This window comes from Roseicyclus amphidinii, from assembly GCF_030163755.1.
GTDB classification, from domain to species: domain Bacteria; phylum Pseudomonadota; class Alphaproteobacteria; order Rhodobacterales; family Rhodobacteraceae; genus Roseicyclus; species Roseicyclus amphidinii.
The window spans coordinates 1-25,765 of the sequence record NZ_JASJOE010000015.1 but is presented as its reverse complement, the minus strand read 5'-3'; the positions used below and the strand labels follow the sequence as shown (position 1 = coordinate 25,765).

Annotated in this window: 25 protein-coding genes; 18 read left to right on the top strand and 7 right to left on the bottom strand. The window is 69.0% G+C overall.

Features of this window, described 5'->3' with window-relative positions; all coding sequences use genetic code 11:
* Positions 1-432: 432 nt before the first annotated feature.
* The gene (locus QQK83_RS07215; protein WP_284263028.1) at positions 433-1,188 is read right to left on the bottom strand and encodes an alpha/beta fold hydrolase; all 756 of its coding nucleotides are present in this window, start codon (positions 1,186-1,188) and stop codon (positions 433-435) included.
* A gap of 112 nt (positions 1,189-1,300) precedes the next feature.
* On the opposite strand from QQK83_RS07215, the gene QQK83_RS07210 reads away from it, so the two are divergent.
* Positions 1,301-1,672, top strand: coding sequence for a hypothetical protein (locus tag QQK83_RS07210; RefSeq protein WP_284263025.1), 372 nt, complete (start codon positions 1,301-1,303; stop codon positions 1,670-1,672).
* Between the two features lie 9 nt (positions 1,673-1,681).
* Here the strand turns inward: QQK83_RS07210 and QQK83_RS07205 are convergent, their stop codons facing one another.
* Positions 1,682-2,593 carry a pirin family protein gene (locus tag QQK83_RS07205; protein ID WP_284263023.1) on the bottom strand — a complete coding sequence of 304 codons (912 nt, stop codon included), beginning with the start codon at positions 2,591-2,593 and terminating at the stop codon, positions 1,682-1,684.
* 149 nt (positions 2,594-2,742) lie between these two features.
* Here QQK83_RS07205 and QQK83_RS07200 point away from each other — a divergent pair, with 149 nt between their 5' ends.
* Positions 2,743-3,273 (top strand): hypothetical protein, encoded by a 531-nt coding sequence (locus tag QQK83_RS07200; RefSeq protein ID WP_284263021.1) that lies wholly within the window; start codon positions 2,743-2,745, stop codon positions 3,271-3,273.
* Positions 3,274-3,284: 11 nt separating this feature from the next.
* Here the strand turns inward: QQK83_RS07200 and QQK83_RS07195 are convergent, their stop codons facing one another.
* Together QQK83_RS07195 and QQK83_RS07190 are read right to left on the bottom strand one after the other, a co-directional pair.
* A complete protein-coding gene (locus tag QQK83_RS07195) occupies positions 3,285-4,055 on the bottom strand; it encodes a hypothetical protein (protein WP_284263020.1) in 771 nt (256 codons plus the stop codon).
* A 25-nt stretch (positions 4,056-4,080) separates the two neighbouring features.
* Positions 4,081-4,491 (bottom strand): DUF6404 family protein, encoded by a 411-nt coding sequence (locus QQK83_RS07190; RefSeq protein WP_284263018.1) that lies wholly within the window; start codon positions 4,489-4,491, stop codon positions 4,081-4,083.
* A 96-nt stretch (positions 4,492-4,587) separates the two neighbouring features.
* Here QQK83_RS07190 and QQK83_RS07185 point away from each other — a divergent pair, with 96 nt between their 5' ends.
* Together QQK83_RS07185 and QQK83_RS07180 are read left to right on the top strand one after the other, a co-directional pair.
* Positions 4,588-5,115 carry a DUF2975 domain-containing protein gene (locus QQK83_RS07185; protein ID WP_284263016.1) on the top strand — a complete coding sequence of 176 codons (528 nt, stop codon included), beginning with the start codon at positions 4,588-4,590 and terminating at the stop codon, positions 5,113-5,115.
* Positions 5,115-5,345 carry a helix-turn-helix domain-containing protein gene (locus tag QQK83_RS07180; protein ID WP_284263014.1) on the top strand — a complete coding sequence of 77 codons (231 nt, stop codon included), beginning with the start codon at positions 5,115-5,117 and terminating at the stop codon, positions 5,343-5,345. The genes QQK83_RS07185 and QQK83_RS07180 overlap by 1 nt, the downstream gene beginning before the upstream one ends.
* Here QQK83_RS07180 and QQK83_RS07175 read toward each other — a convergent pair.
* Positions 5,342-6,775 (bottom strand): Glu/Leu/Phe/Val family dehydrogenase, encoded by a 1,434-nt coding sequence (locus QQK83_RS07175; RefSeq protein WP_284263013.1) that lies wholly within the window; start codon positions 6,773-6,775, stop codon positions 5,342-5,344. The two genes, QQK83_RS07180 and QQK83_RS07175, sit on opposite strands and share 4 nt — an antisense overlap.
* A 263-nt stretch (positions 6,776-7,038) precedes the next feature.
* Here QQK83_RS07175 and QQK83_RS07170 point away from each other — a divergent pair, with 263 nt between their 5' ends.
* The 7 genes from QQK83_RS07170 to QQK83_RS07140 all read left to right on the top strand — a co-directional run bounded on the left by QQK83_RS07170 (position 7,039) and on the right by QQK83_RS07140 (position 15,003).
* The gene (locus tag QQK83_RS07170; RefSeq protein ID WP_284263012.1) at positions 7,039-8,721 is read left to right on the top strand and encodes a TadE/TadG family type IV pilus assembly protein; all 1,683 of its coding nucleotides are present in this window, start codon (positions 7,039-7,041) and stop codon (positions 8,719-8,721) included.
* A gap of 26 nt (positions 8,722-8,747) precedes the next feature.
* Entirely contained in the window at positions 8,748-9,311 is a 564-nt protein-coding gene (locus tag QQK83_RS07165; protein ID WP_284263011.1) for a TadE/TadG family type IV pilus assembly protein, read from the top strand.
* Positions 9,312-9,323: 12 nt separating this feature from the next.
* Positions 9,324-9,893: a TadE/TadG family type IV pilus assembly protein gene (locus tag QQK83_RS07160; protein ID WP_284263010.1), complete on the top strand. Its 570-nt coding sequence runs from the start codon at positions 9,324-9,326 to the stop codon at positions 9,891-9,893.
* Between the two features lie 106 nt (positions 9,894-9,999).
* Positions 10,000-11,253: a sarcosine oxidase subunit beta family protein gene (locus tag QQK83_RS07155; RefSeq protein WP_284263009.1), complete on the top strand. Its 1,254-nt coding sequence runs from the start codon at positions 10,000-10,002 to the stop codon at positions 11,251-11,253.
* Between the two features lie 13 nt (positions 11,254-11,266).
* The gene (locus QQK83_RS07150) at positions 11,267-11,536 is read left to right on the top strand and encodes a sarcosine oxidase subunit delta (protein WP_284263008.1); all 270 of its coding nucleotides are present in this window, start codon (positions 11,267-11,269) and stop codon (positions 11,534-11,536) included.
* Positions 11,526-14,459: a sarcosine oxidase subunit alpha family protein gene (locus tag QQK83_RS07145; protein WP_284263007.1), complete on the top strand. Its 2,934-nt coding sequence runs from the start codon at positions 11,526-11,528 to the stop codon at positions 14,457-14,459. The genes QQK83_RS07150 and QQK83_RS07145 overlap by 11 nt, the downstream gene beginning before the upstream one ends.
* Positions 14,452-15,003: a sarcosine oxidase subunit gamma gene (locus QQK83_RS07140; protein ID WP_284263006.1), complete on the top strand. Its 552-nt coding sequence runs from the start codon at positions 14,452-14,454 to the stop codon at positions 15,001-15,003. The genes QQK83_RS07145 and QQK83_RS07140 overlap by 8 nt, the downstream gene beginning before the upstream one ends.
* Positions 15,004-15,005: 2 nt before the next feature.
* Here the strand turns inward: QQK83_RS07140 and QQK83_RS07135 are convergent, their stop codons facing one another.
* Entirely contained in the window at positions 15,006-15,416 is a 411-nt protein-coding gene (locus QQK83_RS07135) for a hypothetical protein (protein ID WP_284263005.1), read from the bottom strand.
* A 158-nt stretch (positions 15,417-15,574) separates the two neighbouring features.
* Between QQK83_RS07135 and dnaG the strand changes: the two genes are divergently transcribed.
* From dnaG to QQK83_RS07115, 4 genes are all read left to right on the top strand, one after another.
* Positions 15,575-17,527, top strand: a complete 1,953-nt coding sequence (dnaG, locus tag QQK83_RS07130; protein ID WP_284263004.1) for a DNA primase — start codon at positions 15,575-15,577, stop codon at positions 17,525-17,527.
* Positions 17,528-17,639: 112 nt separating this feature from the next.
* Positions 17,640-19,634 (top strand): RNA polymerase sigma factor RpoD, encoded by a 1,995-nt coding sequence (rpoD, locus tag QQK83_RS07125; RefSeq protein WP_284263003.1) that lies wholly within the window; start codon positions 17,640-17,642, stop codon positions 19,632-19,634.
* A gap of 66 nt (positions 19,635-19,700) precedes the next feature.
* Positions 19,701-19,934 carry an RND transporter gene (locus tag QQK83_RS07120; protein WP_284263002.1) on the top strand — a complete coding sequence of 78 codons (234 nt, stop codon included), beginning with the start codon at positions 19,701-19,703 and terminating at the stop codon, positions 19,932-19,934.
* 67 nt (positions 19,935-20,001) lie between these two features.
* On the top strand, positions 20,002-20,268 hold the full coding sequence (locus QQK83_RS07115) for an HlyU family transcriptional regulator (RefSeq protein WP_284263001.1): 267 nt from the start codon (positions 20,002-20,004) through the stop codon (positions 20,266-20,268).
* Positions 20,269-20,274: 6 nt separating this feature from the next.
* Here QQK83_RS07115 and meaB read toward each other — a convergent pair whose 3' ends face one another.
* Positions 20,275-21,264 (bottom strand): methylmalonyl Co-A mutase-associated GTPase MeaB, encoded by a 990-nt coding sequence (gene meaB, locus QQK83_RS07110; protein WP_284263000.1) that lies wholly within the window; start codon positions 21,262-21,264, stop codon positions 20,275-20,277.
* A 113-nt stretch (positions 21,265-21,377) separates the two neighbouring features.
* On the opposite strand from meaB, the gene QQK83_RS07105 reads away from it, so the two are divergent.
* The 3 genes from QQK83_RS07105 to QQK83_RS07095 form a co-directional block, all read left to right on the top strand.
* The gene (locus QQK83_RS07105) at positions 21,378-22,082 is read left to right on the top strand and encodes a DUF3108 domain-containing protein (RefSeq protein ID WP_284262998.1); all 705 of its coding nucleotides are present in this window, start codon (positions 21,378-21,380) and stop codon (positions 22,080-22,082) included.
* A 7-nt stretch (positions 22,083-22,089) separates the two neighbouring features.
* On the top strand, positions 22,090-24,498 hold the full coding sequence (gene hrpB, locus QQK83_RS07100) for an ATP-dependent helicase HrpB (RefSeq protein WP_284262996.1): 2,409 nt from the start codon (positions 22,090-22,092) through the stop codon (positions 24,496-24,498).
* 32 nt (positions 24,499-24,530) lie between these two features.
* Positions 24,531-25,765 (top strand): FAD-dependent oxidoreductase (locus QQK83_RS07095; protein ID WP_284262994.1); only part of this gene is annotated, 1,235 nt, incomplete at its 3' end.

Here is a 25,765-nt window from a genome sequence, read left to right as displayed (position 1 = left end):
CATACGCCCGGTCCCCCGGCGGCATCTGCCACACCGCGTGCATGTGATCCGGCAACACCGCCGGGGCTCCGCCCGTTCGACGCTTGAAAGGTCCACTGGACCTTTCATCCGGCTACGCCGGAACCGCGTCTCACCCCACGCCTCGATCCCGAAGGGCCGCTCGGCCCTCGTCACCCGCACCGCCTCCCGCAACAGCCCCACCTCGCGCAGCAGCACATCCCCGCCCCGCGCGGCCAGCGCGACGGTGAAGAAGACCATGGCCCCGGTCACGGGCGGGCGGCGGTAGGTGGACATGCCCCCACCTTCGCCCGAAACGGTTAACCGACCGTCACCGCGGGTGGGGGGCGCGCGTATGCACGCGGTGTGTACGGACTGTGCACGGGGTGTGACGCCCCCTCCGTCCCGGTCCGGCCCGCACAGACCGGCGCGGGATCAGCCGAAGAAGGCCGCCACCGCGGCCTCGAACTCCCGCGGGCGGTCGGCGTGGAGCCAATGGCTCGCGCCGGGGATCTTGGCGAATTTCGCGTTCGGAAACAGGGACTTGATGACCGGGCGATGCTCGGGCTGCACGTAGTCGGATGCGGCCCCCGACAGGAACAGCGACGGCCCGTCAAACTGCCCCGTGATCGCTGGCCAGGACAGGATGTCGGGCATGAACCGCTCCAGCACATCCAGGTTCAACCGCCATTTTTTCGCTTTTACATCAAGGGATTGCAGCAAGAACGCCCGCACCCCGGCCTCCGCCACATGCCCCGCCAGCTGCCGGTCCGCATCCCCCCGCGTCTCGACCGCCGACAGGTCGATCGCCCGCATCGCCTCGATCAGATGCTGTTGCGTGTGGCCATAGGAGACCGGCGCGATATCGGCGACGATCAGCCGCCGCACGCAGGAAGAGTGCAGCAAACTCAAGCACATGGCGGCCTTGCCGCCCATGGAATGCCCCAGCACGTCGGCCCGGCCGCCATGGGCGGCGATGACCTCCGCAAGGTCGCGGGCGAGGTCCGGGTAGCCGTGGCTGTCGCGCCACGGGCTGTCGCCGTGGTTGCGCATGTCCACGCTCAGCACCCGGCGCGTGGCCGAAAGGCGCTTGGCGATCACGCCCCAGTTGCGGGCCGAACCGAACAGGCCATGGGCGATCAGGATGGGCGGTCGGGCGGTGTCCTCGCCCTGCACGATGGTGGTGAGCATGACGCCAGAGATAGGCGAGCCGCACCCGCCTTGGCCAGAGGAAACCGCGGTCTTGAGCCCGCCCCCCGCGCTGCCGTATCCTGCGCGCAGTCTGCCTTGGGGGGCCGATTCCATGACACGCGACAGGCTTGACGCCATCACGGAAGAATTGCGCGGCATGTTCGCCGCGCGTCTGAACGTCCGCGCCCGCAGTTTCGAGCGCGCCGTGCGCCGGGCGGGCCGGATGTTGCCCCCGCAGGCGCGGCAGGCGGCGGCCGAGCTGTGCGCCTACGAGGCGCGGCTGGCCCACCCCAAGCTTGCCTCGAAAACAGACCCGGCCTTGATCGAGCGTGCCGCCGACACGATCCGCGCGGCACTGGCGCGTCACGAGCCCGGCGCGCAGGCGGCGCGCGACCGGTCCTTCCTGATGGCCGAGATCGGCTTCAAACTGGCCGCGCTGATCGGTGTCGGCCTTGTTTTCCTGCACTGGCAGGCCGGGGGCTGACCAAGCCCCTCAATGCGCGGGCTTGATGAAGGTGCCGTTGCGCAGATCGCGCATCGCCTGCTGCAACTCCGCCTGCGTGTTCATCACGATGGGGCCGTGCCAGGCCACCGGCTCCTCGATGGGGGCACCCGAGATCAGGAGGAAACGCACCCCCTTCGGACCGGCCTGCACCGTCACCTCGTCGCCGGTGCCGAAGCGGATCAGCGTGCGGTCGCCCGACAGGTCGCGGATGTTGACCTCCTGGCCCATGACCTCCTTTTCCAGTAGCACCCCCTGCGGGGCCGAGGCATCGGCAAAGGCCCCCGCGCCCTGGAAGACATAGGCGAAGGCGCGGCGGTAAGTGTCGATGCGAAAGGTCTTTTTCACGCCGGCGGGCACCGTCACATCAAGGTATTGCGGATCTGCGGCGATGCCGTCCACCGGCCCGCGCTTGCCCCAGAACTCGCCGGTGATCACCCGCACATGGGTGCCGTCGTCGTCGGTGACTTCGGGGATGTCGCCGCCTGCGATGTCCTGGTAGCGCGGCGCGGTCATCTTCTGGCTGGAGGGCAGGTTCCCCCAAAGCTGGAAGCCGTGCATCTGCCCCTTTGCATTCCCCAGCGGCATCTCCTGGTGCAGGATGCCCGAGCCGGCGGTCATCCATTGCACCGAGCCCGGCCCCAGACGCCCGGTGTTGCCGAGGCTGTCGGAATGCTCCACTGTCCCCTCCAGCACGTAGGTGATGGTCTCGATCCCGCGATGCGGGTGCCACGGAAAGCCGTCCTTGTAGAACATCGGGTCGTCGTTGCGGAAATCGTCGAACAGGAGGAACGGGTCCAGCTCGGTCGGGTCCCGGAACCCGAAGGCGCGGTGCAGGTGGACACCGGCCCCTTCCATCGTGGGCTGGGCACGGCGGGTTTCGAGAATGGGGCGAATGGACATGGGGCGCGACCTCCTGTTTCGGTGCGCATGATGTAGCGAGGGCGTGGCGGGCTGCAATGGCGCGGCCCTCACGCTGGCTGTGCGCGGGTGCAGAGGTCTACCCAAGCCGGGCGCGACGGGGTAAGGGGCGACAGGCTGGAGCGAGGCAGATGGCGAAACGCAAGCAGACCGACCCCGACGAGGTGCTGGCCACCATCGACCCGCACCCGATCCGGCGCGGCTTCACCACGGGCGTGGTCGGCAGCCTCGGGGGGCTGCTCGTCTATCTCGCGGCGACGCATCCGCCCGCCGATCTCGGCTGGCTGGTGTTCCTGATCCTGCTGGGCGCGGGGTCGCTTTACCTGTCGTGGCGGGTCTGGACGGCGACGGCGGTCACGCTGGAGCTGACCCGCAGCGCGCTGCGCGAGCGGGACGGCGCGCGGCGCGTGCTCTTCACGCTCGACGAGGTGGAGAGCGTGGACCGCTCGATCTTCGCCTTCAAGCCCGCGGGCGGTTTCCTCGTGCGGCTGAAAGCGCCCACGGCGCGCGGCCGGGTCTATGCCCCCGCGCTCTGGTGGCGGGCGCGCAGGCGCGTGGCGGTGGGCGGGGCCACGGCCCCCGGCCAGGCCAAGCCGGTGGCGGACCTGATCAAGGTCATGCTGGCCGAGATGTCGGGCGAGATCCCGAAGGGCCGGGGGTAGCTGGATCGCGCCTAACGGAGGTCGTGGCGCGCGCTTGAAGGCAGCGTGAACCGCAGGGCGAGGGCCGCAACGATCATGTAGAACAGAACATGGCCGAAGCCGGAATGGCGCGCGACGCCGTGCATGGTCAGACACGCGTCGATCACAAAGGCAAAAGCGGCCATCGACAGGACCTCTCCCAGCAAGAGCACCTTCCGCCCGAGCGGGGTGGCCCCGATACGGGGAAACCGCCACGGAAAGGTGAAATTCACGAAGACACCAAGCAGGACAAGCGCCAGCCACAGCGCCTGTGCCGGGGTTGCACCCCAGAGATGACCGAGTTGAAACCCGGTGATACCGATCACGCCGACCCAGAACACCGGCCCGCGTATCAGCTTGCGCCAAACGGATGGCCGATGCCGCAGGCGTTGCCAGAAGCGATAGGCCTCGACCCCGAAGACCAGCAGGATGATGACGCCGAAGATCGCCCATCCCGACAGGGCCTGCGCAAGGCTGGCATCATCGGGCGGGCGTTGCAGCACCAGCAACAGCGCGAGGAAACCGGCCAGCTCCCGCCCGCGGCGGCGGATCGCATGCACGCCATGGGCCACCACGGGGCGGCGGGTCTGCCACAGGGCCATGGGGATGATCGAGACCCAGCCGACCGCGATGACAAGCGCGGCTTCCCTGGGGTCGGTCGCTTCGCCCCTCGCGGCGTCGATGGCCGCGAAGGCCAGCAGCAAGAGGGCGGGAAACCCCGCCAGCATCCCGAGTGCCTGCCAGGCGTGACGGTCGGTTTTCATGACAGAAACCCGCGGGCAGATCGCATCACAGCTCCTCCCACCGGGTCAGGCGATGGCGGCGGCGCCCCCATGCCATGTGCAAGGCCATGAACAGGCCGAAGCCTACGCCCGCCGCGCTGGCGGCACCGATGGCCAACGAAACCGGCATCCCCTCTGCCGACCAGACAAACAGCCACATCAGCACACCCCAGGTCACGGCGAAATGGACCCCCAGTCCCAAGCCATAGAGCCACGGGTCGCGGTAATGCGGCGGGCGCAGGCGCAGGCCGCGCCGCCTGAGCCAGCGGTCGGGCGCGGGGTCGTAGTTCGAGCGCCACATGCCCGTCGCCGCCAGCTCGGCCAGGGCGCGGGCCAGCTTGCGGTCGAACTCGGCCCGGTCGGAGGACCGCTTGTCGGGATGCGAGGCGGTTTCAGGATGTTGAGGCGGGAGGGCCATGGGGGCACCGGCACAAGGACACTTGTTCAATCACATGGGAAAAGATACCATCCAGCGATCATTATTCAATGCAAAACATGAATTACTGAGTGTCCCATGACCCGTATTACATCCACTGCCTCCGCCCTCCTGCCGGTGATGGGCGTGTTTCTCGTGCTCTATGTCTCGCTCACCGCGGGGGGCACGCTCGACTATGCGCTCTTGTCGCCCGAGCGGTGGCTGCAAAGCCCGTGGGTCGAGCCGGGGGCCGAGATCGCCACCGCCACGCGGATCGTTTACGCGGCGGTCTGGCTCTTGCCCGTCGCGGCGGGAGTGGTGGCGGTCCTGTCGGCCGTCGAGCTTCTGTCGCTGGTGCGCCGCGGCGTGCTGTTCGACCAGCGCATCGCGCGGCGCTTTCGCATCGCGGGGATCGGCTGCGCGGCGTCTGGCGCGCTGGATCTGCTGGCGAACCTCGTCACGCCGACGATCCTGTCATGGCACAACCCTTCGGGCGCCTTCGCGCCGAGCTTCTACTTCAACTCGGAGGCGGCGGGGCTGATCCTGTGCGGCGGGGGCTTCTACCTGACCGGCTGGATCATGGCCGAGGCGATCCGGCTCAAGGACGAGAACGAAGGGTTCGTCTGATGCGGATCGTGGTGCGGCTGGACGTCATGCTGGCGCGGCGCAAGATGAAGTCCAAGGACCTGGCCGAGGCGATCGGGATCAGCGTGCAGAACCTGAGCCTGCTGAAGACCGGGCAGGTGCGGGGCGTGCGCTTCGAGACGCTGGCGCGGATCTGCGCGGTGCTGGAGTGCCAGCCCGGCGATCTGCTCGAGGCGGTGCCGGATGACGACACCGCCCCGAGGCAGCCCTAGATGCCCTTGGCGGTGTAGGCGCGGGCGACGCGGTCGATGCTGACGAGGAAACCCGCGGTCCGCAGGTCCGTCACGTCCTCGCGGCCCCACCAGACCTCGCGCATGGACTGGTAGGCGGCGCGCATCGTGTCGTCGAGGCCCGAGCGCACCAGTTCCAGCTCGCCCGCGCCGCGCAGGTATTTCTGCTTGAAGCCCGGCGAGAGCGTCCAGTTGATCGAGCTGTCGCGGCTGATCCGTTCCAGTTCATCCACGATCAGCTGGTGACGCGCCTCTTCCTGGCGGCGCTGCATCCGGCCGAAGCGGATATGGGACAGGTTCTTGACCCATTCGAAATAGGACACCGTCACGCCGCCCGCGTTGGCGTAGAGGTCGGGGATGATGACGGTGCCCTTGTGGCGCAGGATGTCGTCGGCGCCCGCGGTCACCGGGCCGTTCGCGGCCTCGATGATCAGCGGGGCCTTGATGGCCGCGGCGTTGTGCATGTTGATCACGCCCTCGAGCGCGGCGGGGATGAGGATGTCGCACTCGGCCTCGAGCACGCGGGCGCCGTCGGCGTGGTAGGTGCCGAGCGGGCAATCCTTGACCCCGCCGTGCTGCACGATCCAGTCGCGCAGCGCCGCGATGTCCAGCCCGTCGGGGTTCTCGATCGCGCCGTCGCGCTCGATCACATGGGTGATCTTGCAGCCATCCTCGGTCGAGAGGAACAGGGCGGCGTGAAAGCCCACGTTGCCGAGGCCCTGCACCACCACGCGCTTGCCGTCGAGCGCGCCGGAAAGCTTTGCCCGCGCCACGTCCTCGGGGTGGCGGAAGAACTCTTGCAGGGCATATTGCACGCCGCGGCCCGTCGCCTCGACCCGTCCCTGGATGCCGCCGGCATGGATCGGCTTGCCGGTGACGCAGGCCCGCGCGTTGATGTCGGCGGTGTTCATGCGCGCATATTGGTCGGCGATGACCGCCATCTCGCGCTCGGTGGTGCCCATGTCGGGGGCGGGCACGTTCTGGGCAGGGTGGATCAGGTCGCGCTTGATCAGCTCGTAGGCGAAACGGCGGGTGATCTTCTCAAGCTCTTCCTCGCTCCATTGGCGCGGGTCGATGCAGAGCCCTCCCTTGGAGCCGCCGAAGGGCGCTTCGACCAGCGCGCATTTGTAGGTCATCAGCGCGGCCAGCGCCTCGACCTCGTCCTGGTTGACCGACGGGGCGTAGCGAATGCCGCCCTTTACGGGTTCGGTGTGTTCGGAATGGACCGAACGGTAGCCGGTGAAGGTGTGGATCTCACCCCTCAGCCGGACCCCGAAGCGGACGGTGTAGGTCGCGTTGCAGACGCGGATCTTTTCCTCGAGACCCGGCGGCAGGCTCATCAGGGCCGCGGCCCTGTTGAACATCAGATCGACGGATTGGCGAAAACTCGGCTCACCGGTTACGGCAGTCATCTCAGGCTCCTCTCCCTGTTGCCGGCCATGGTCGCGCTCCGGCATGTCATGCGTCAACAGGGCATGCCTGCCCCGCGGGATGCAACCCGAGGGTGCATCACACTTCCTTTCAACGACCTTGTCGCAGGTCTGTTTAACGTCCGGTTGACACCAAGATTGCTGCACGCCCGCGCCTCAATTCTGCCTTGCGGACATGGGACCAGCGGGGAGGCGGCGCGGCGGTGCCGCATCGAGTTGGAGTAACGATGACCGGAGTTGAGCCCATGCGCGACAGGGGCGCCACCAACCGGGCCCGCGGCCGAACGGGGCCGGGCAAGGGCATGGCCAAGGGCAATGGCCGGGGCAGGTTCGCGCGGCGTTTCCTGCAGCGCGAGGACGGGACGGTCACGGTCTTCGCGGCGATGATCTTTGTCCTGATGATCAGTGCCGGCGGCATCTCGGTCGACATCATGCGATTCGAGACGCAGCGCGCGCAGTTGCAATACACGCTGGACCGCGCCGTGCTGGCGGCAGCAGCGCTGTCGCAGACCCTGGAGCCGGAAACGGTGGTCCGAAGCTATTTCGAAACCGCCGGGTTCACCGATTACCGCCTCACCGTACGGGAGGAGGAAGGGGTGAACTTTCGCCGGGTCGAGGCGCAGGCCGAGATGGAGATGCGCACGCTGTTCATGTCGATCTTCGGCCAACGGGTGATGACCTCGACCGCTGCGGGCGCCGCCGAAGAGCGCATCCGCAACATCGAGGTGTCGCTGGTGCTGGACATCTCGGGGTCGATGGACGTCTCGCCGACCCATCGCATCGACGCGTTGCGGCCCGCGGCGCGCGAATTCGTGACGACGCTTCTGGATGCCAACGACACCCCCGGCGGGGGCCAGCGCGTGTCGATCTCGGTCGTTCCCTACAACGGCCATGTGAACATGGGCACGCGGTTGGCCTCGGTCTTCGCGCTGACCGACGAACACGACTATTCGCGCTGTTCGCGCTTCGACTGGGAGGATTTCACGGTCTCCGGCATCGATCCGACCGCGCCGATTCAGCGGATGGGGCATTTCGACCCTCTCACGAGCTTTGCGGCGGACCCCGTCCCGAGGCCGCGCTGCCCGACCGACGACGCGGGTGCGATCCTGCCGTGGTCCGCCAACGAGACCGAGCTTCACGGGATGATCGACGCCCTGGCCACGTCGGGATCGACGGCGATCGACGTCGGCATGCGTTGGGGCGTGGCCCTGCTCGACCCCATGGCGCGCCCGGCCCTGAGCGGGCTGAACGCGGCCGGGCTGGTCGATGACGATTTCCTGGGCCGCCCCGCAGCCTACGAGGACGAGACCACGCTGAAGATCGTCGTGCTGATGACCGACGGCAACAACTGGGAACAGGTGGATCTTGTCGAGCGATACCGCGACGGCCCCAGCCCCTTCTGGCGCGATCCCGACGACGGCGACTTCTCGGTCTATTACGCCGAGTGGGACCAGTATTGGCACGAGGACCATGACCGCTGGCGCAGCGAGCCGGACGGTGGCGACAACAACAACGCCGTGCGTCTCGATTATGCGGATCTGTGGAACCACATCTCGGTCGGGATCATGCGCGACACGCTGTTTCACCCGGACGCGTGGCAGAGGCACGAGGGCTTTCTGTCGCTGCAGAACTGGTGGCGCCGGCCGACCATCGAGGCCATGGCGAACGAATACGAGTTCTTCGACATCATCGAGATCCATGCCCCGCCCGAAGAAGGGGACCGCCGCCTGCGCAGGATCTGCGACGTGGCGCATGCGCGCGACATCGTGGTCTTTACCATCGCCTTCGATGCCCCCCTGGAGGGTCGGCAGGTGATGCAATACTGCGCGTCGTCGGATGCGCATTACTACGACATCGAAGGGCTGAATATCTCGGACACCTTCTCGTCGATCGCGCGGACGATCAACCAGTTGCGCCTGGTGCAGTGATGGCGGCCGCGCGCTCACCGGCCGCGATGACGCGTGCAACGGCCCTGATCCGACGCTTCGCGGTCGACGAGCGGGCCACCGCGACGATGGAATTCGTCATCATGTTCCCCGTCGTGCTGACGCTGTTCATCGCGTCCTTCGAGACGGGAATGATCCTGTCGCGGCAGGTTCTGCTGGAGCGGTCGCTGGACGAGGCGGTCCGGCTGCTGCGGCTGGTGCGCACGATCACCGACCCCGACACCGGTGTGCCGCGGCCGTTGACCGCCAACGATATCCAGGCGGCGATCTGCGACAACACCCCCGCGATCCCGGATTGCGAAAGCGTGCTGGTGGTCGAGCTGACCGTCATCGACCAACAGGCCTACACCCTGCCGGACGCCGACGTGGTCTGCGTGAACCGCGAGGATGTCGACGTGCAGCCGGCCAACGCCTTCGTGCAGGGCGTCTCGAACGATCTGCTGCTGATCCGCACCTGCGCGATCATCGACCGCATCCTTCCGTTCTCGGGGTTCGGGCTGAACCTCGTGCGCGACGATACCGGCGGGCTGCACATGGTGGCCTCGTCGGTCTTCGTGAACGAACCGCAGTGACAGGAGATGAAGATGCCGATCCGATACCTGCGCCGTTTCCGGCAGGACGAGACCGCCGCGGTCGCCCTCGAGGCGGTGATCATCACCCCGGTCCTGGCCTGGGCCTTCATCGGCAGCTTCGTGGTGTTCGATGCCTTCCGCACCTACAATACCTCGATCAAGGCGACCTATGCCATCGCCGACGTCCTGTCGCGGCAATCCGCCACGATCTACCCGCGGGACATCGAGGGCTACACGGACATCTTCGAACACATGGTCCGCAATGACGGCAACGCGCGGCTGAGGGCGACGCAGATCAGCTATGACGCGGACAGCGACACGTTCCGGGTCGACTGGTCCCATGCGACCAATGGCGAAGCGCGCCTGTTCACGGCGAACCTGATCGACTACGAGGGCCTGCTGCCGACCATGGCGGATGCCGAGACGATCCTGCTGGTCGAGACCTTCATCCCCTACACGCCCGCCTTCGAAATCGGGATGACCCTGACGACCTTCGAGAACGCCACCTTCACGCGCCCGCGCTTTGCGGGACAGGTGCCGTTCGACCCGGTGGACCCGGAACCTGTCTCTCCATCCAGCTGATCGGTCGGTGACGGGACAGGTCATGTCGTGAGGGGGCTTTCCTTCACCGCGGAGCCGTTGAATAGTGCCGGGAAACATCGCCCCCAAGCGGCCGACAGGGACCAACATGCGCTATTCAGGCTGGCAGGTGCTGGCACAAGGAATCATGGGCAATCGCGGCTGGCGCCCCGCCTGGCGCGACCCGGCCCCGAAGGACGCCTATGACATCGTCATCATCGGCGGCGGGGGCCATGGCCTTGCCACCGCCTTCTACCTCGCTCAGGAACACGGTCTGACCAACATCGCCGTGCTCGAGAAGGGGTATCTGGGCGGTGGCAACATCGGGCGCAACACGACCATCGTGCGCGCGAATTACGGGCTGCCGGGCAACTCGGAATTCTACTCGCATTCCCTCAAGCTCTGGGAGGGGATGGAGCAGGCGCTGAACTACAACGTGATGCATTCGCAGCGCGGCATCATCAACCTGTTCCACTCCGACGGCCAGCGCGACGCCTATGCCCGGCGCGGCAACGCCATGATCAACCAGGGCGACGACGCGATCCTGCTGGACCGCGAGGGGTGCCGCAAGCTCTTGCCCTATCTGGACTACGAGCAGACGCGCTTTCCGATCTACGGGGGCCTCTATCACCCGCGCGGCGGCACGGCGCGGCATGACGCCGTCGCCTGGGGCTATGCGCGGGCCGCCGACCAGCGGGGCGTCGACCTGATCCAGAATTGCGAGGTGACGGGGATCGACATCGAGGGCGGCGTCGTGAAGGGCGTGCAGACCAGCCGCGGCGCGATCCGGGCCAAGAAGGTGGCGATCGTGGTGGCCGGGCGCTCGAGCCAGGTCGCCGCGATGGCCGGCATGCGCCTGCCGATCGAGAGCCACGTGTTGCAGGCCTTCGTGACCGAAGGCTTGAAGCCCTGCATCGACCATGTCGTGACCTACGGCATGGGGCATTTCTACATCAGCCAGTCCGACAAGGGCGGCCTTGTCTTCGGCGGCGACCTGGATTTCTACCCGTCTTATGCCGCGCGCGGCAACCTGCCGATGGCCGAGCATGTGGTCGAGGCGGGCATGACCCTGATGCCGATGATCGGCAAGGCGCGGATGCTGCGCAGCTGGGGCGGGATCATGGACATGTCGCCCGACGGCTCGCCGATCATCGACAAGACCCATGTCGAGGGGCTCTACCTGAACTGCGGCTGGTGTTACGGCGGGTTCAAGGCCGTGCCCGGCTCGGGCCATACCTTTGCCCACCTGATCGCCACCGACCGCCCGCACGAGGCCGCCGCCCGCTATCGTCTCGACCGGTTCGCCACCGGGCGCGGCTTGATGGACGAGGAAGGCACCGGCAGCCAGCACAACCTGCATTGAAGGCCCGCAAGACATGCTCATCCCCTGCCCCCTCTGCGGCGCGCGCGACAGCCGGGAGTTCACGCCCAAAGGCCACGCGAGTTACCTCGACCGCCCCGCCGAGGACGCCCCGCCGCAGGCGTGGAACGATTACCTCCACCTGCGTGAGAACCCCGCGGGCGACACGCGCGAGCTGTGGTTTCACGGCGCTGGCTGCGGGGCGTGGCTGGTCGTCGAGCGCAACACGGTGAGCCATGCGGTCACGGGTGCCCGGCTTGCGCGGGAGGTGCGTGATGCGGGTTGACGGGCGCGGGCTGATCGACCGGAGCCAGCCGGTCACCTTCAAGTTCGATGGCCGCTCGGTCACCGGTTACAAGGGCGACACGGTCGCCTCGGCCCTGCTCGGCAAGGGCGTCAGGCTGATGGCCCGGTCCTTCAAGTACCACCGCCCGCGCGGCGTGCTGACCGCCGGGTCGGAAGAGCCCAACGCGCTGCTGGAGGTGGGCCAGGGTGCCGCGATGACGCCCAACACGCGCGCCACGGTGCAGGAGATCTACAGCGGGCTGACCGTCCAGAGCCAGAACCGCATCGGGCCGCTGGACCGCGACCTGTTGTCGATCAACGACGCGCTCTGGCCGTTCCTGAGCGCGGGGTTCTACTACAAGACCTTCATGTGGCCGCGCGCCTTCTGGGAAAAGCTCTACGAGCCGGTGATCCGCCGCGCCGCGGGGCTGGGCCGGATCACGCGCGACGCCAGCCCCGAGCGGCATGAAAAGGCCTTCGCCTTCTGCGATGTGCTGGTGATCGGCGGCGGGCCTGCCGGGCTGATGGCGGCGCTGACCGCGGCCAAGGGCGGGGCGGATGTCATTCTTGCAGAAGAAACCCCCGAGCTGGGCGGGCGGCTCCTGTCGGACGGGCAGGAGATCGACGGCACGCCCGCGGCCTACTGGGTCGAGGATATCGTGAAGGAGCTTCAGGCCACGGGCCGGGTGCGGGTGATGACCCGGACCACGGTGACCGGTGCCTATGACGACGGCAGCTATGGCGCGCTGGAGCGCGTGGCCCGCCATGTGGCCCCCGCCGATGACCTGCCGCCGGAATGCTTCTGGCGCATCCGCGCGCGGCAGGCGGTGCTGGCGGCGGGCGCGCATGAGCGGCCCATCGCCTTTCCGATGAACGACCGGCCCGGCATCATGCTGGCGGGCGCTGTGCGGACCTACCTCAACCGCTACGGCGTTTCGCCGGGGCGCAACGTGACGATCTTCGCCACCAATGACGACGCGCATCGCACCGCGGTGGAGCTGATGGACGCGGGCGTGAAGGTCGCCGCCGTCATCGACAGCCGGACGGGCGTGACCGCGAAGGGCGATTATCGCCTGATCGAGGGCGGGCAGGTCATCGGCACCAAGGGGCGGCAGGGGCTGCGGCAGATCACCTACCGCGCGGGCAGCCGGACCGACACGCTGATCACGGATTGCCTTGCGATGTCGGGCGGCTGGAACCCGGCGGTGCACCTGACCTGCCATCTTGGCGCGCGGCCGGTCTGGGATGCAGACGCGAAGATGTTCCTGCCCGCCCCCGGCGCGGTGCCGGGGCTGACGCCCGCGGGCAGCTGCAACGGCGCGATGTCGACGGCGGCCTGCCTGTCCGAGGGGCTCGAGGCCGGCAAGGCCGCGTTGGCGGCGCTGGGGCGGCCCGCGCCGCAGGGCGTCAGCCTGCCCGAGGCCGAGGATGATCCGGGCCGCACACAGGCGCTGTGGTATGTCGAGGGCAAGGGGCGCGCCTGGCTCGATTTCGCCAATGACGTCACGACCAAGGACGTGAAGCTGGCCGCCGCCGAGGGCTATGCCTCGGTCGAGCACATGAAACGCTACACGACGCAGGGCATGGCCCCCGACCAGGGCAAGAGCTCGAACATCAACGCGCTGGCGCTGCTGGCCGACAGCACCGGGCGCGGCATCCCCGAGACGGGGACGACGACCTACCGCCCGCCCTTCATCCCCGTGACCATGGGCGCGATGGGGGCCTTTGCCGAGGGGCACGGTTTCGCGCCCGAGCGGCGCACGACCAGCGATGCGGCAGCGCGCGGGCGCGGTGCGCCGATGATCGAGGCGGGGCTGTGGTTCCGCCCCTCCTACTTCCCTGCGCCCGGCGAGACGACATGGCGCGAGGCCTGCGACCGCGAGGTCGCCATGGTGCGCAATGCCGTGGGCGTGGTCGATGTCTCGACGCTGGGCAAGATCGACATCCAGGGACCGGATGCCGGGGCCTTCCTCGATTTCGTCTACACCAACATGTTCTCGACCCTGAAGGTCGGGCGCGCGCGCTACGGCCTGATGCTGCGCGAGGACGGGCATGTGATGGATGACGGCACCACCGCGCGGCTGGGTGACCATCACTACGTGATGACGACGACGACCGCCGCCGCGGGGCAGGTGATGGCGCACCTGGAATTCGTGGCGCAGGGCCTGCGGCCCGACCTGGACGTGCGGATCATCTCGGCGACGGAACAATGGGCGCAGTTCTCGGTCGCGGGGCCGCTCTCGCGGGAGTTGTTGAACGGCGTGCTGGACCAGCCCATCGACGACGAGAGCTTCCCCTTCATGGCCTGCGGTGCGGTGAAGGTTCACGGGGTGACCGGGCGGCTTTTCCGCATCTCCTTCTCGGGCGAACACGCCTACGAGATCGCCGTGCCCGCGCGCTACGGCGATGCGCTCTATCGTGACCTCGTCGCGCGCGCCGAGGCGCTTGGCGGTGGAGCCTACGGGATGGAGGCGCTGAACGTGCTCAGGATCGAGAAGGGCTTCATCACCCATTCCGAGATCCACGGCCGCGTCACCGCCCATGACATCGGCATGCAGCGCATGCTGTCCCAGAAGAAGGATTTCGTCGGCAAGGCCGCCGCCGCGCGGCCCGGACTGCTGGAACCCGGACGCGAGCGGCTGGTGGGCTTGCGCCCGGTGGAGGCGGAGGGCCGTCTGACCGCCGGGGCGCGGCTGTTCAAGGAGGGCGACCCGCACAAACGCGTGCTTGACCAGGGCTATGTCACCTCGGTCGGGTATTCGCCGACGCTGGGGCACATGATCGGGCTGGGGTTCCTGCGGCACGGGCCCGAGTGCGAGGGGCAGGAGATCGTCATGGTGGATCACCTGCGCAAGGTGAAGACGCGGGTGCAGGTGGTGAACCCGGTCTTCTTCGACCCGGACGGAGGGCGCGCCCGTGGCTGAGTTGATGGCGAAATCCCCGGCCCATGGCCTGACCCCGGTGGCGGTGGGCGGCGTGACCCTGAGCGAGGCGCCGATGCGCCCGGTCTGGGCGGTGATGCCCTGGCGCGGCAAGGGCGCGGCGCTGTCTCGGGCGCTGGAACAGGCGCATGGCCTGGGGTTTCCCGAGCCGGGCGCGATGATCACGTCAGGCCAGCTCGGCATCGCCTGGAGCGGGCTCGACCAGGCCTTTCTGATGGGTGTGGAGCCGGACGCGGCGCTGGCCGAGCATGCCGCGCTGACCGATCAGTCGGATGCCTGGACGCAGCTGGTTTTGGAGGGGGCGGCAGTGCGCGACGTGCTGGCGCGCTGGGTGCCGGTCGACCTGTCGCCCGCCGCCTGCCCGCCGGGTTCGGCGCGGCGCTCGCTGGTGGGGCACATGTCGGCACTGATCCTGCATCCGGGCGGCGACCGGTTCGAGGTGCTGGTCTTCCGCTCGATGGCGGGCACGGCGGTTCACGAATTGACCCGCGCGATGCGCGCGGTCGCGGCGCGCGAGGCGCTCTGAGGTCAGATGCCGTTGTGGGGGCGGACGCCTCGCAACCCCATCGCGGCCTCGGCGATGGCGGCCATGTCGGCGGCAAGGTCGGGCTGCCCGTAGGCCCCGTCGAGGGCGCGGCGCGACCAGGTGCGATGAGCGTTGCGAAGCTGCGTTTCCGTGAACTCGCGCGGGTCGGCGAACATCGCAAGCCGGCGCGCGACGGTGGCCTCGTCGAAGCTGCGGATCTGTCCCTCGGTCAACCGCGCGAGCGCGAGGGCCTCGGCGGTCGGGGGGGCGGCGCGCGGGGCGGATTGCGTGCCGGGTGTCATGAGATAGGACGACATCGCAATGACGCTGGCCGCGGCCGCGAGGACAAAGCCCTTGCGGGTCGAGGCCGCGCCCCGTTCGCCTGACCAGAAGCTTTGTATCGCTGCCAACATCCCGATCGCTCCCCCGGTTTTCCTGTCGGATGCCACGAGACTTTGACGGGATTTCGACGAAACCGCGCAGGCCGCGGGGCGTTTCATCCCCAGACTTACCCAAGGGTTTCGCGCGCGCACCGCTGGACAGCCCCGCCGCGCCCTCCGATATTGCAGGCATGAGCCTGCCCTCCGGATTCCTCGACGAGCTGCGCACCCGCGTCTCGATCTCACAGGTCGCAGGCCGCAAGGTGATCTGGGACACGCGCAAGTCGAACCAGGCCAAGGGCGACCTCTGGGCCCCCTGCCCGTTCCACCAGGAAAAGACCGCCAGCTTCCATGTCGATGACCGGAAGGGCTTTTACTACTGCTTCGGCTGCCACGCGAAGGGCGACGCGATCCGCTTCGTGCAGGAAACCGAGAATGTCGGCTTCATGGAAGCCGTCGAGATCATCGCGCGCGAGGCCGGGATGCAGATGCCCGCGCGCGATCCGCAGGCCGCGCAGAAGGCCGACCGCAACACCGAGCTGGCCAAGGCGACCGAGGCCGCGGTCGCCCATTTCCGCTTGCAGCTGAAGACGCAAGGCGCGACGGCGGCGCGCGCCTATCTCGACCGGCGGGGGCTGGACCCGGCGGCGCTGGACCGGTTCGAGATCGGGTTCGCGCCCGATGCCTGGCAGGGGCTGTGGGACGCGCTGAAGGCCAAGGGCTTCGCCGACGAGCTGCTGCTCGAGGCTGGTCTCGCCAAGCCCAGCCAGAAGGGCGGCAAGCCCTATGACACGTTCCGCGGGCGGATCATGTTCCCGATCCGCGACCCGCGCGGGCGCTGCATCGGCTTCGGCGGGCGGGCGATGGACCCGAACGACAACGCCAAGTATCTGAATTCGCCCGAGACGCCGCTGTTCGACAAGGGCCGCACGCTCTACAACCACGGCCCCGCGCGCGAGGCCGCGGGCAAGGGTCAGCCGCTGATCGTGGCCGAGGGCTACATGGACGTGATCGCGCTGGTGCGCGGTGGTTTCGAGGCGGCGGTGGCGCCGCTGGGCACCGCGATCACCGAGGATCAGCTGCGCCTGTTGTGGCGCATCGCGGACGAGCCGATCATCGCGCTGGACGGCGACAAGGCGGGCCTTCGGGCCGCGATGCGGCTCGTGGACCTTGCCATGCCGATGCTGGAGGCGGGCAAGACGCTGCGCTTCTGCATCCTGCCCGAGGGGCAGGACCCCGACGACCTGCTTAAGGCCAAGGGCCCCGAGGCGATGCGCGCGCTGCTGGAGGGGGCCGAGCCGCTGGTGCGGATGCTCTGGCGGCGCGAGACCGAGGGCCGCGTCTTCGACACGCCGGAACGGCGCGCGGCGCTGGACCGGAGCCTGCGGCAGGCGATCTCGCGCATCCCCGACCAGGGGCTGAAGCGCCACTACGGCGAGGCGCTGGCCGAACTGCGCCGCGCGCTGTTCCGTCCGCAACAGGCCCAGCCGCGCCCCGAGCGCGGACGCTGGACACCGGGCCGCGGCCGCGGCTTTGCCGAGGCGCAGATGCCGCTGGCCGAAACGCGCAGCTCGGCGCTTGGTTCGGGGGCGCTGACGGCGGATGACCTGCGGGTGACGCTGATCCTGGCCACGCTGTGCCGCTATCCCGCGCTGGTCGCGCGGTTCGAAAGCGACCTCGACCGGCTGCGGCCGCGGCATCCCGATCACGCCGCTTTGGCCGATCTGTTGCTGCGCACCGAGGCGACCGACGCCGACGAGATCGCGCGCGCCTGTGCGGAAAGCGGTCTTGGACCGGCCCTTGAAAGCCTGTCCGGAATGGCCCATCTGCGCATCACGCCCATCCTCAACGCGGCCCCCGCACCGGAAAAGGCCGCAACCACGCTCACCGAGGAGTTCGCCAAGTATCACGCCGCCCGCGCCATGGAAGCCGAGATGTCCGAGGCGCTGGAGGACCTCGCGGGCCTCGAAGAGGGCGATCCGCGCCTCGTGCGGCGCCTGAACCATGCCGTGCAACGCCGGATCAAGGCGGGCCAGCCCGGCACCGGAGAGACGACAAGCGCCGTCAGCGAAGACACATCGGCACTGTCGCAAGGGTTGCGTGCCTTGATAGAGGCGCGCGTCTGGGAGAAGAAAAGCCGCTGAGCGCCCTATGCGAATCAGTGATTCGCGCTACATAAGTTTCATACGCAAAGGTTCGGCCCGGATTCGCGCCCCGGTTGCACCGCCGCCACGCTACGCCAAAGGACACTTGCCCATGGCCAAAGACACCGACGATCGCAAGCAGCAGGACGGTGACGAGCCGGAGATCGGCCTCGACATGAGCCAGTCGGCGGTCAAGAAGATGATCGCCGAGGCCCGTGCCCGGGGTTACATCACCTATGACCAGCTCAACACCGTGCTGCCGCCCGACCAGGTGTCCTCCGAGCAGATCGAAGACGTGATGTCGATGCTCTCGGAGATGGGCATCAACGTGATCGAGGATGACGAGGCCGACGAGGACGGCGACGGGCAAAAGGGCTCGACCGAGGTGGTCGAGACCTCGACCTCGCGCGAGGTGGCGGTGTCGCACACCGAAACCGAGAAGCTCGACCGCACCGATGACCCGGTGCGGATGTACCTGCGCGAGATGGGGTCGGTCGAGTTGCTCAGCCGCGAGGGCGAGATCGCCATCGCCAAGCGGATCGAAGCCGGCCGCAACACGATGATCGCGGGGCTTTGCGAAAGCCCCCTGACCTTCCAGGCGATCACGATCTGGCGCGACGAACTTCTCGACGAGGATATCCTCCTGCGCGACGTGATCGACCTCGACGCGACCTTCGGGCGCGCGATGGGCGACGACGAGGACGAACCGGTGGTCGCTCCGGTGGCGACCGAGGGCACCGAGACCGCGCGCCGCGCCGGTGGCAACGAGCCCGAGCTTGACGCGGACGGCAATCCGATCGCGCGGGAAGACGACGAGGACGAGGACGAGCAGGCGAACATGAGCCTTGCCGCCATGGAGGCGGCGCTGAAGCCGCGCGTCCTCGAGACGCTGGACCGGATCGCGGCGGATTACACCAAGCTTGCCGAAATGCAGGACAAGCGCATCTCGGCCACGCTGAACAAGGACAGCAGCTTTTCCGTCGTCGATGAAACCATCTACCAGAAGCTGCGCTCGGAAATCGTCGAGCTGGTGAACGAGCTGCACCTGCACAACAACCGGATCGAGGCGCTGATCGACCAGCTTTACGGCATCAACCGCCGGATCATGTCGATCGACAGCGGCATGGTGAAGCTCGCCGACCAGGCCCGCATCAACCGCCGCGAGTTCATCGACGAATACCGCGGCCACGAGCTTGACCCCAACTGGGTCGAGAAGATGAGCGAGAAATCCGGCCGCGGCTGGCAGGCTCTGATGGAGCGGTCGCGCGACAAGGTCGAAGAGCTGCGCAACGACATGGCGCAGGTCGGCCAGTATGTCGGCCTCGACATCAGCGAGTTTCGCCGGATCGTGAACCAGGTCCAGAAGGGCGAGAAGGAAGCGCGCCAGGCCAAGAAGGAAATGGTCGAGGCGAACCTGCGCCTCGTGATCTCCATCGCCAAGAAATACACCAACCGCGGGCTGCAGTTCCTCGACCTGATCCAGGAAGGCAACATCGGCCTGATGAAGGCCGTCGACAAGTTCGAGTATCGCCGCGGCTACAAGTTCAGCACTTACGCGACCTGGTGGATCCGGCAGGCGATCACCCGCTCGATTGCCGACCAGGCGCGGACGATCCGCATCCCGGTCCACATGATCGAGACGATCAACAAGCTGGTGCGCACGGGCCGCCAGATGCTGCACGAGATCGGCCGCGAGCCGACGCCCGAGGAGCTGGCCGAGAAGCTCCAGATGCCGCTGGAAAAGGTCCGCAAGGTGATGAAGATCGCCAAGGAGCCGATTTCGCTGGAAACGCCCATCGGCGACGAGGAAGACAGCCAGCTGGGCGATTTCATCGAGGACAAGAACGCGGTCCTGCCGCTGGACTCGGCCATCCAGGAGAACCTGAAGGAGACGACGACGCGGGTTCTGGCCTCGCTCACCCCGCGCGAGGAACGCGTGCTGCGCATGCGCTTCGGCATCGGGATGAACACCGACCACACGCTCGAGGAAGTCGGTCAGCAGTTCAGCGTCACCCGCGAGCGCATCCGTCAGATCGAGGCCAAGGCGCTCAGGAAGCTGAAGCACCCGAGCCGGTCGCGGAAGCTGCGGAGTTTCCTGGATCAGTAAGCTGGGCAATCCTGCCCACCACATTGGCGCGGTGGGCGGCGACGCCCACCCTTGGGGCGGCGACAGATGACCCTTATCCGCCGTCTTCTCGACGGCCTCCCCCTCAGCGTGCTCGTGATCGCCAGCCTGACCCTCGGCCTCGCGCCCTTTACGCCCGAACCCCATATCTGGGAAAAGCTCAAGATGCTCACGGCGGGCACCCTGACCCAGCCCATCGACATCTTCGATCTCGCCATGCACGGGCTGCCATGGCTGTTGCTGATCCTCAAGCTGACGGTGGGTCGGCCTGCTCGGGGGTAGCCCTCCGCCCTTTTCCCGAGGGCGCGACGCCGCTACCTTTCACAGGACGGATCAACCCGGAGGCCCCATGTCGCTCTTTTCGAAACTCTTCGGCGGTGGCAAACCCGCCAAGGAGCCGGAGCTTTACAAGGAGTTCCGCATCTTCCCCGAACCCCAATCGGGCAGCGGGGGCTATCGCCTGTCTGCGCGGATCGAGAAGGAGATCGGCGGCGAGACCAAGACCCACCAGATGATCCGCGCCGACCAGATCGCCGATGCCGAGGAGGCCGAAGCCTACTCGATCCGCAAGGCCAAGCAGTTGATCGACGAACAGGGCGAGCGGCTCTTCGGCTAGGCCTCGCTACCGCCGCAACCGCGCCAGCATGTCCGCCGCCGCCGCGTCGGGCGTCAGGTGCCCGCCCGCGACGCTCTCGGCCATCTCGGCCATGGCCGTCCGGATCTCGGGATCGGTCCTGAGCCGCGACAGAAGGCCCGCGCGCACCTCCTCCTCGAACCAATGCGCGGCCTGTTCGGCGCGGCGGCGGTCCCACCAGCCGTGATCCTTGCGCCAGCGCGCCAGCGTCTGCATCTCGGCCCAGGCCCCCTCCAGCCCGTCACCGGTTACCGCGGAGACCGGCAACGCCTTGGGGAAGCCCTCGGGGTCCTGCGGGCGTTTCCGGAGCAGGCGCAGCGCGCCCGCGTAATCGGCGACCGTCCGCGTTGCGGCCGGTTTCAGGTCACCATCGGCCTTGTTCACGAGGATCAGGTCGGCGATCTCCATGATCCCGCGTTTGACGCCCTGCAACTCGTCGCCCCCCGCGGGCGCGAGCAGCAGCACAAAGAGGTCGCACATCTCGGCGACCATGGTCTCGGACTGGCCCACCCCCACCGTCTCGACCAGCACCACGTCGAAGCCCGCCGCCTCGCAGAGCGCCACCGCCTCGCGCGTGCGGCGTGCGACGCCGCCCAGGTGCGAGGAGGAGGGCGAGGGCCGGATGAAGGCCGCGCGCTCGCGGCTGAGCCGCTCCATCCGCGTCTTGTCGCCGAGGATCGACCCGCCCGAGCGCGAGGAGGAGGGATCGACCGCCAGAACGGCGACCTTCAGCCCGGCCTCGACCAGCGCCATGCCGAAGGCCTCGATGAAGGTGGATTTGCCCACGCCCGGCGTGCCCGACAGGCCGATCCTGAGCGCCTGCCGCCCGTGCCCGCGCAAGCCGTCGATCAGGGCCGTCGCCTGCGCGCGGTGATCGGGGCGGGTGCTTTCCACCAGCGTCACGGCGCGGGCCAGGGCCCGGCGGTCGCCCGCAAGGATGCGGGGGGCAAGGTCGTCGGGGGGCGTGACATCCGTCATGGAAGGGTCGTCTTTCCTGCCTAGGGTCCGGCGCAAGCGGGCCGTCGTGCCATGCCGGTCCCGCTATCTGCCCCGGCCCGACCGGGGCTGTCCAGTGCCCGCGCCGAGGTCCGATGCCGCGCCCCCTGCTCCTGTCGCTTGCCTGCGCGCTTGCCATTGTGCTGCCCCTCGCGGGGCGGGCCGAGGTCGAGACCCGCTTCGACGTCCTGCTGCGCGGGCTGAGGGTGGCCGAGATCACGCTGGTCGCGCGCGATGACGGCAGGGCCTATGCGGTGGCCGGGCAGGTGCGCGCCACGGGCCTTGTGAGGGCGGTCGCGCGGGTCCGCTTTGCCCTGCGGGCCGAGGGGCGCTGGGACGGCGGCACGCCGCGTCCGATGCGTTATGTCGAGGATATCGACACCGGGCGACGTGCCTCCCGCGTCGAGTTGCACTTCGAGAACACGCTGCCCCGCATCGCGTGGCAGGATCCCGAACCGTCCCCCGAGGCCGTTCCGCCCACGCAGGCGCGGGGGCATGCCGATCCGCTCTCGGCGCTGTGGCGGCTGGCACGCAGTGGGACGCGCGCCGAGATCTGCGGCTTCACCCTGCCCGTCTATGACGGGGCGCGGCGGTCGGAGCTGTCCGTCGCCCCCGCGACCGCCTCGGCCGAGTGCAGCGGTCGCTACACGCGGCTAGCGGGGTTCCCGCCCGAGGACATGGCCGAGCGGCGCGACTTTCCCTTCACCGCGCGCTTCGCCGAGATCGACGGCGCTTTCGTGTTGACGCAGGTCGAGGCGACGTCTCTCCTTGGGCCGATCCGCATCGTGAGACGAGACTGACCCCACCTTGACCCTGCCCATCGACGACATCCTGCCCGCACTGGTCGCGGCGCTGGCGGCCCATGGCCGCGCCGTGCTTCAGGCCCCGCCGGGGGCGGGCAAGACCACGGGCGTCCCGCCCGCCCTTCTGCCCCATGTGACGGGGCGCATCGTGATGCTGGAGCCGCGCAGGCTGGCCGCGCGCGCCGCCGCCGAGCGCATGGCCGAGGTCATGGGCGAAGAGGTGGGCCAAACCGTCGGCTACCGCATCCGCGGCGAGCGCGCGGTGTCAGCGGCGACGCGGATCGAGGTGGTGACCGAGGGCATCCTGACGCGGATGCTGCAGGACGACCCCGAGTTGCCGGGTGTCTCCTGCGTGATCTTCGACGAGTTTCACGAACGCTCGTTGAACGCCGATCTCGGGCTGGCACTGGCCTGGGAGGTGCGGCAGGCGCTGCGCCCGGACCTGTGGCTGGTGGTGATGTCGGCCACGCTGGACGCAGGGCCGGTGGCGGCGCTTCTGGGCGATGCGCCGCTTCTCACCTCCGAGGGGCGGGCCTTTCCGGTCGAGACGCGGCATCTCGAGCGGCCCGTGCCGCAAGGCGCGCGGCTCGAGGCCGAAGTCGCCGAACTGGTGTTGCGCGCGCTGGCCGAGGCCGAGGGCGGCTGCCTCGTCTTCCTGCCCGGCGAGGGCGAGATCCGGCGCGTTGCCGCGCGGCTCGAGGGGCGGCTGCCGGGCGGTGTACGGCTGCACACGCTTTACGGCGCGATGAAGATCGCCGATCAACGCGCCGCCATCCGGCCCACGGTCGGCGGGCGCAAGCTGGTGTTGGCGACGGCCATCGCGGAAACCTCGCTGACCATCGAGGATGTGCGCATCGTCGTGGATGCGGGCCGCGCGCGGCGGGCGCGCTTCGATCCCGGCTCGGGCATGTCGCGGCTGGTGACCGACCCCGTCAGCCGGGCCGAGGCCGACCAGAGGCGCGGCCGCGCGGGCCGGGTCGCGCCGGGGGTCTGCTACCGGATGTGGACAAAGGGGGCCGAGGGCGCCTTGCCCGCCTTCCCCCCCGCCGAGATCGAGGCGACGGACCTTGCGGGCCTCGCGCTGGAACTGGCGCTGTGGGGCGGGGCCGAGGGGCTGGCCTTCCTCACGCCGCCGCCCGAGGGGGCATTGGCCGAGGCGCGCGCGCTGCTGGCCGATCTGGGGGCGCTGGATGCCGCGGGGCGGATCTCCGCCCATGGCCGCGCGCTCGCGCGCCAGCCGCTGCATCCGCGGCAGGCGCAAATGGTGTTGACCCGCGGGCCGGGCGTGGCGCGGCTGGCGGCCCTTCTGGCCGAACGCGACCCGCTGCGCGACCGGGGCACGGACCTTGCCCTGCGGCTGCGGGCGCTGGACGATCCGGGCGGGATGGGGGCAGACCGCGGTGCCATTGCGCGCATCGCTCAGGAGGCGAAGCGGCTGAAACGCCACGAGGGCGGCACGCCCCTGTCGCTGGGGGCGCAGGCCGCGCTGGCCTATCCCGACCGGATCGGGCTGCGCCGCGAGGGCGAAGCGCCGCGCTACGTGCTGTCGGGGGGCAAGGGCGCGATCCTTCCCGAGGGTGACGCGCTGGCGGGCCAGCGGCTGATCGTGGCGGTGGACCTCGATGGCGACCGCCGCGAGGCGCGCGTGCGGCAGGCGGCGGCGCTCACCGAGGGCGAGCTGCGCGCACTCTATGCCGACCGCATAGGATGGGTCGACGCCTGCCACTGGTCGAGGCGGCACCGCCGCGTCGAGGCGCGGCAACAAGAGAGGTTCGGCGCACTGGTGCTCGACGACCGCATCTGGCGCGACGCGCCCGCCGAGGCGCTGCAGGCGGCGCTGATGGAGGGTATCCGCGACCTCGGGCTCGAGGCGCTGAACTGGAGCAAATCCGCCCGCCTGTTGCGGGCGCGGGTGGCGGTGTCGGGCGTGGCGGATGTCTCGGACGCGGCACTTCTGGAGGCGCTCGAGGACTGGGCCGCGCCGTTTCTTGTAAAAGAACGCAGCGCCGCCGATCTCGCCCGCTTCGACCCGACCGAACCCTTGCGCGCCTGGCTGGGCTATGGCGCGCTGCAGGAGGTCGAACGCCTTGCCCCCGCCGCCTGGGAAAGCCCGCTGGGCCGTTCGGTCGCCATCGACTATTCGGGCGAGGTGCCCGAGGTCGCCCTGCGCCTGCAGGAGGTCTTCGGGACGACCGTCCACCCCGTGACCGGCCCCGACCGGGTGCCGTTGAAGATGGTGCTCCTGTCGCCCGCGGGGCGGCCCGTGCAGGTGACGACCGATCTGCCGGGGTTCTGGGACGGCTCCTATGCGGAGGTGCGCAAGGAGATGCGCGCGCGTTACCCGCGTCACCCCTGGCCCGAGGACCCGCGCAGCGCCGATCCCACCTTGCGGGCGAAGCCGCGGGGGCGGTAGGCCGGGGGAACCGGTTGCGAAAGGAACAGGCGATGCGAGACGGGGCCACGGTGCCGCTGGTGAAGGAGCTGGTGCTTGTCGGCGGCGGGCATACCCATGCGCTTGTCCTGCGCCGCTGGGGGATGAAGCCGGTGCCGGGCGCGCGGCTGACGCTCATCAACCCCGGCCCGACCGCGCCCTACACGGGCATGCTGCCCGGCCATGTCGCGGGCCATTACCCGCGCGCGGCGCTCGACATCGACCTTGTCCGGCTCGCCCGTTTCGCAGGCGCGCGGCTGATCCTTGGCTCTGCCGACCTGATCGACCCTGTGGCACGGCGGGTGCGGGTGCCGGGGCGCGCGCCCATCGCCTTTGACCTTCTGTCAGTCGATATCGGCATCACCTCGGACATGGCCGACCTGCCGGGCTTCGCCGAGCACGGGATCGCCGCAAAACCCCTCGGCCCCTTCGCCGACCGCTGGGCGGCCTATTGCGCGGGCGAAGGCCCGGCGCGGATCGCCGTGATCGGCGGCGGCGTGGCGGGGGTGGAGTTGGCGCTGGCCTGCGCGCACCGGATGACGGCGCTGGGGCGCGCGGCAGAGATCGCGGTGATCGACCGGGGCGGCATCCTCGACGGCCAACCGGGGCGGGTGCGGCTCTGGCAGGCGATGGACGCCTTCGGCATCCGCCGGATCGAGGGGACGTCCCCCGCCCGAGTCACCGCGGGGGCGGTGGTGCTGGAAGACGGGCGCGAGATCGCCTCCGACCTCACCATCGGGGCGGCGGGGGCGGTGCCGCATGGCTGGCTGGCCGACTGCGGGATGGAGACGCGCGGCGGCTACATGGTGGTGGACGAGACGCTGCGCTCGGTCAGCCACCCCGAGATCTACGGCGCGGGCGATTGTGTCCACCTGAGCCACGCGCCGCGCCCCAAGGCGGGTGTCTTCGCCGTGCGCGCGGCCCCGGTGCTGGCGTGGAACCTGCGCGCGGACCTGACCGGCGCGCAGCGCCGCGCGTTCCGGCCGCAGCGTGATTTCCTCAAGCTCGTGTCGCTGGGCGGCAAGGATGCGCTGGCGGAAAAGGCGGGGTGGACGCTGTCCGGGCCGATGCTCTGGCAGTGGAAGGACCGGATCGACCAACGCTTCATGGAGAAGCTGCGCGATCTGCCAGCGATGCCGCAACCGCTGCCGCCCCCCGGTTCGGCGACAGGCGTCGCGCGCGAGATGGCCGGGCCTGCGCCCTGCGGCGGCTGCGGGGCCAAGCTGGCCCGCCTGAAACAGCGCCAGAA

Bases quoted from the DNA above. Each gene is read 5' to 3' on its own strand.
- QQK83_RS07215 (WP_284263028.1), bottom strand. From the start codon at position 1,188: ATGCTCACCACCATCGTGCAGGGCGAGGACACCGCCCGACCGCCCATC.
- QQK83_RS07210 (WP_284263025.1), top strand. From the start codon at position 1,301: ATGACACGCGACAGGCTTGACGCCATCACGGAAGAATTGCGCGGCATG.
- QQK83_RS07205 (WP_284263023.1), bottom strand. From the start codon at position 2,593: ATGTCCATTCGCCCCATTCTCGAAACCCGCCGTGCCCAGCCCACGATG.
- QQK83_RS07200 (WP_284263021.1), top strand. From the start codon at position 2,743: ATGGCGAAACGCAAGCAGACCGACCCCGACGAGGTGCTGGCCACCATC.
- QQK83_RS07195 (WP_284263020.1), bottom strand. From the start codon at position 4,055: ATGAAAACCGACCGTCACGCCTGGCAGGCACTCGGGATGCTGGCGGGG.
- QQK83_RS07190 (WP_284263018.1), bottom strand. From the start codon at position 4,491: ATGGCCCTCCCGCCTCAACATCCTGAAACCGCCTCGCATCCCGACAAG.
- QQK83_RS07185 (WP_284263016.1), top strand. From the start codon at position 4,588: ATGACCCGTATTACATCCACTGCCTCCGCCCTCCTGCCGGTGATGGGC.
- QQK83_RS07180 (WP_284263014.1), top strand. From the start codon at position 5,115: ATGCGGATCGTGGTGCGGCTGGACGTCATGCTGGCGCGGCGCAAGATG.
- QQK83_RS07175 (WP_284263013.1), bottom strand. From the start codon at position 6,775: ATGACTGCCGTAACCGGTGAGCCGAGTTTTCGCCAATCCGTCGATCTG.
- QQK83_RS07170 (WP_284263012.1), top strand. From the start codon at position 7,039: ATGCGCGACAGGGGCGCCACCAACCGGGCCCGCGGCCGAACGGGGCCG.
- QQK83_RS07165 (WP_284263011.1), top strand. From the start codon at position 8,748: ATGACGCGTGCAACGGCCCTGATCCGACGCTTCGCGGTCGACGAGCGG.
- QQK83_RS07160 (WP_284263010.1), top strand. From the start codon at position 9,324: ATGCCGATCCGATACCTGCGCCGTTTCCGGCAGGACGAGACCGCCGCG.
- QQK83_RS07155 (WP_284263009.1), top strand. From the start codon at position 10,000: ATGCGCTATTCAGGCTGGCAGGTGCTGGCACAAGGAATCATGGGCAAT.
- QQK83_RS07150 (WP_284263008.1), top strand. From the start codon at position 11,267: ATGCTCATCCCCTGCCCCCTCTGCGGCGCGCGCGACAGCCGGGAGTTC.
- QQK83_RS07145 (WP_284263007.1), top strand. From the start codon at position 11,526: ATGCGGGTTGACGGGCGCGGGCTGATCGACCGGAGCCAGCCGGTCACC.
- QQK83_RS07135 (WP_284263005.1), bottom strand. From the start codon at position 15,416: ATGTTGGCAGCGATACAAAGCTTCTGGTCAGGCGAACGGGGCGCGGCC.
- dnaG (WP_284263004.1), top strand. From the start codon at position 15,575: ATGAGCCTGCCCTCCGGATTCCTCGACGAGCTGCGCACCCGCGTCTCG.
- rpoD (WP_284263003.1), top strand. From the start codon at position 17,640: ATGGCCAAAGACACCGACGATCGCAAGCAGCAGGACGGTGACGAGCCG.
- QQK83_RS07120 (WP_284263002.1), top strand. From the start codon at position 19,701: ATGACCCTTATCCGCCGTCTTCTCGACGGCCTCCCCCTCAGCGTGCTC.
- QQK83_RS07115 (WP_284263001.1), top strand. From the start codon at position 20,002: ATGTCGCTCTTTTCGAAACTCTTCGGCGGTGGCAAACCCGCCAAGGAG.
- meaB (WP_284263000.1), bottom strand. From the start codon at position 21,264: ATGACGGATGTCACGCCCCCCGACGACCTTGCCCCCCGCATCCTTGCG.
- QQK83_RS07105 (WP_284262998.1), top strand. From the start codon at position 21,378: ATGCCGCGCCCCCTGCTCCTGTCGCTTGCCTGCGCGCTTGCCATTGTG.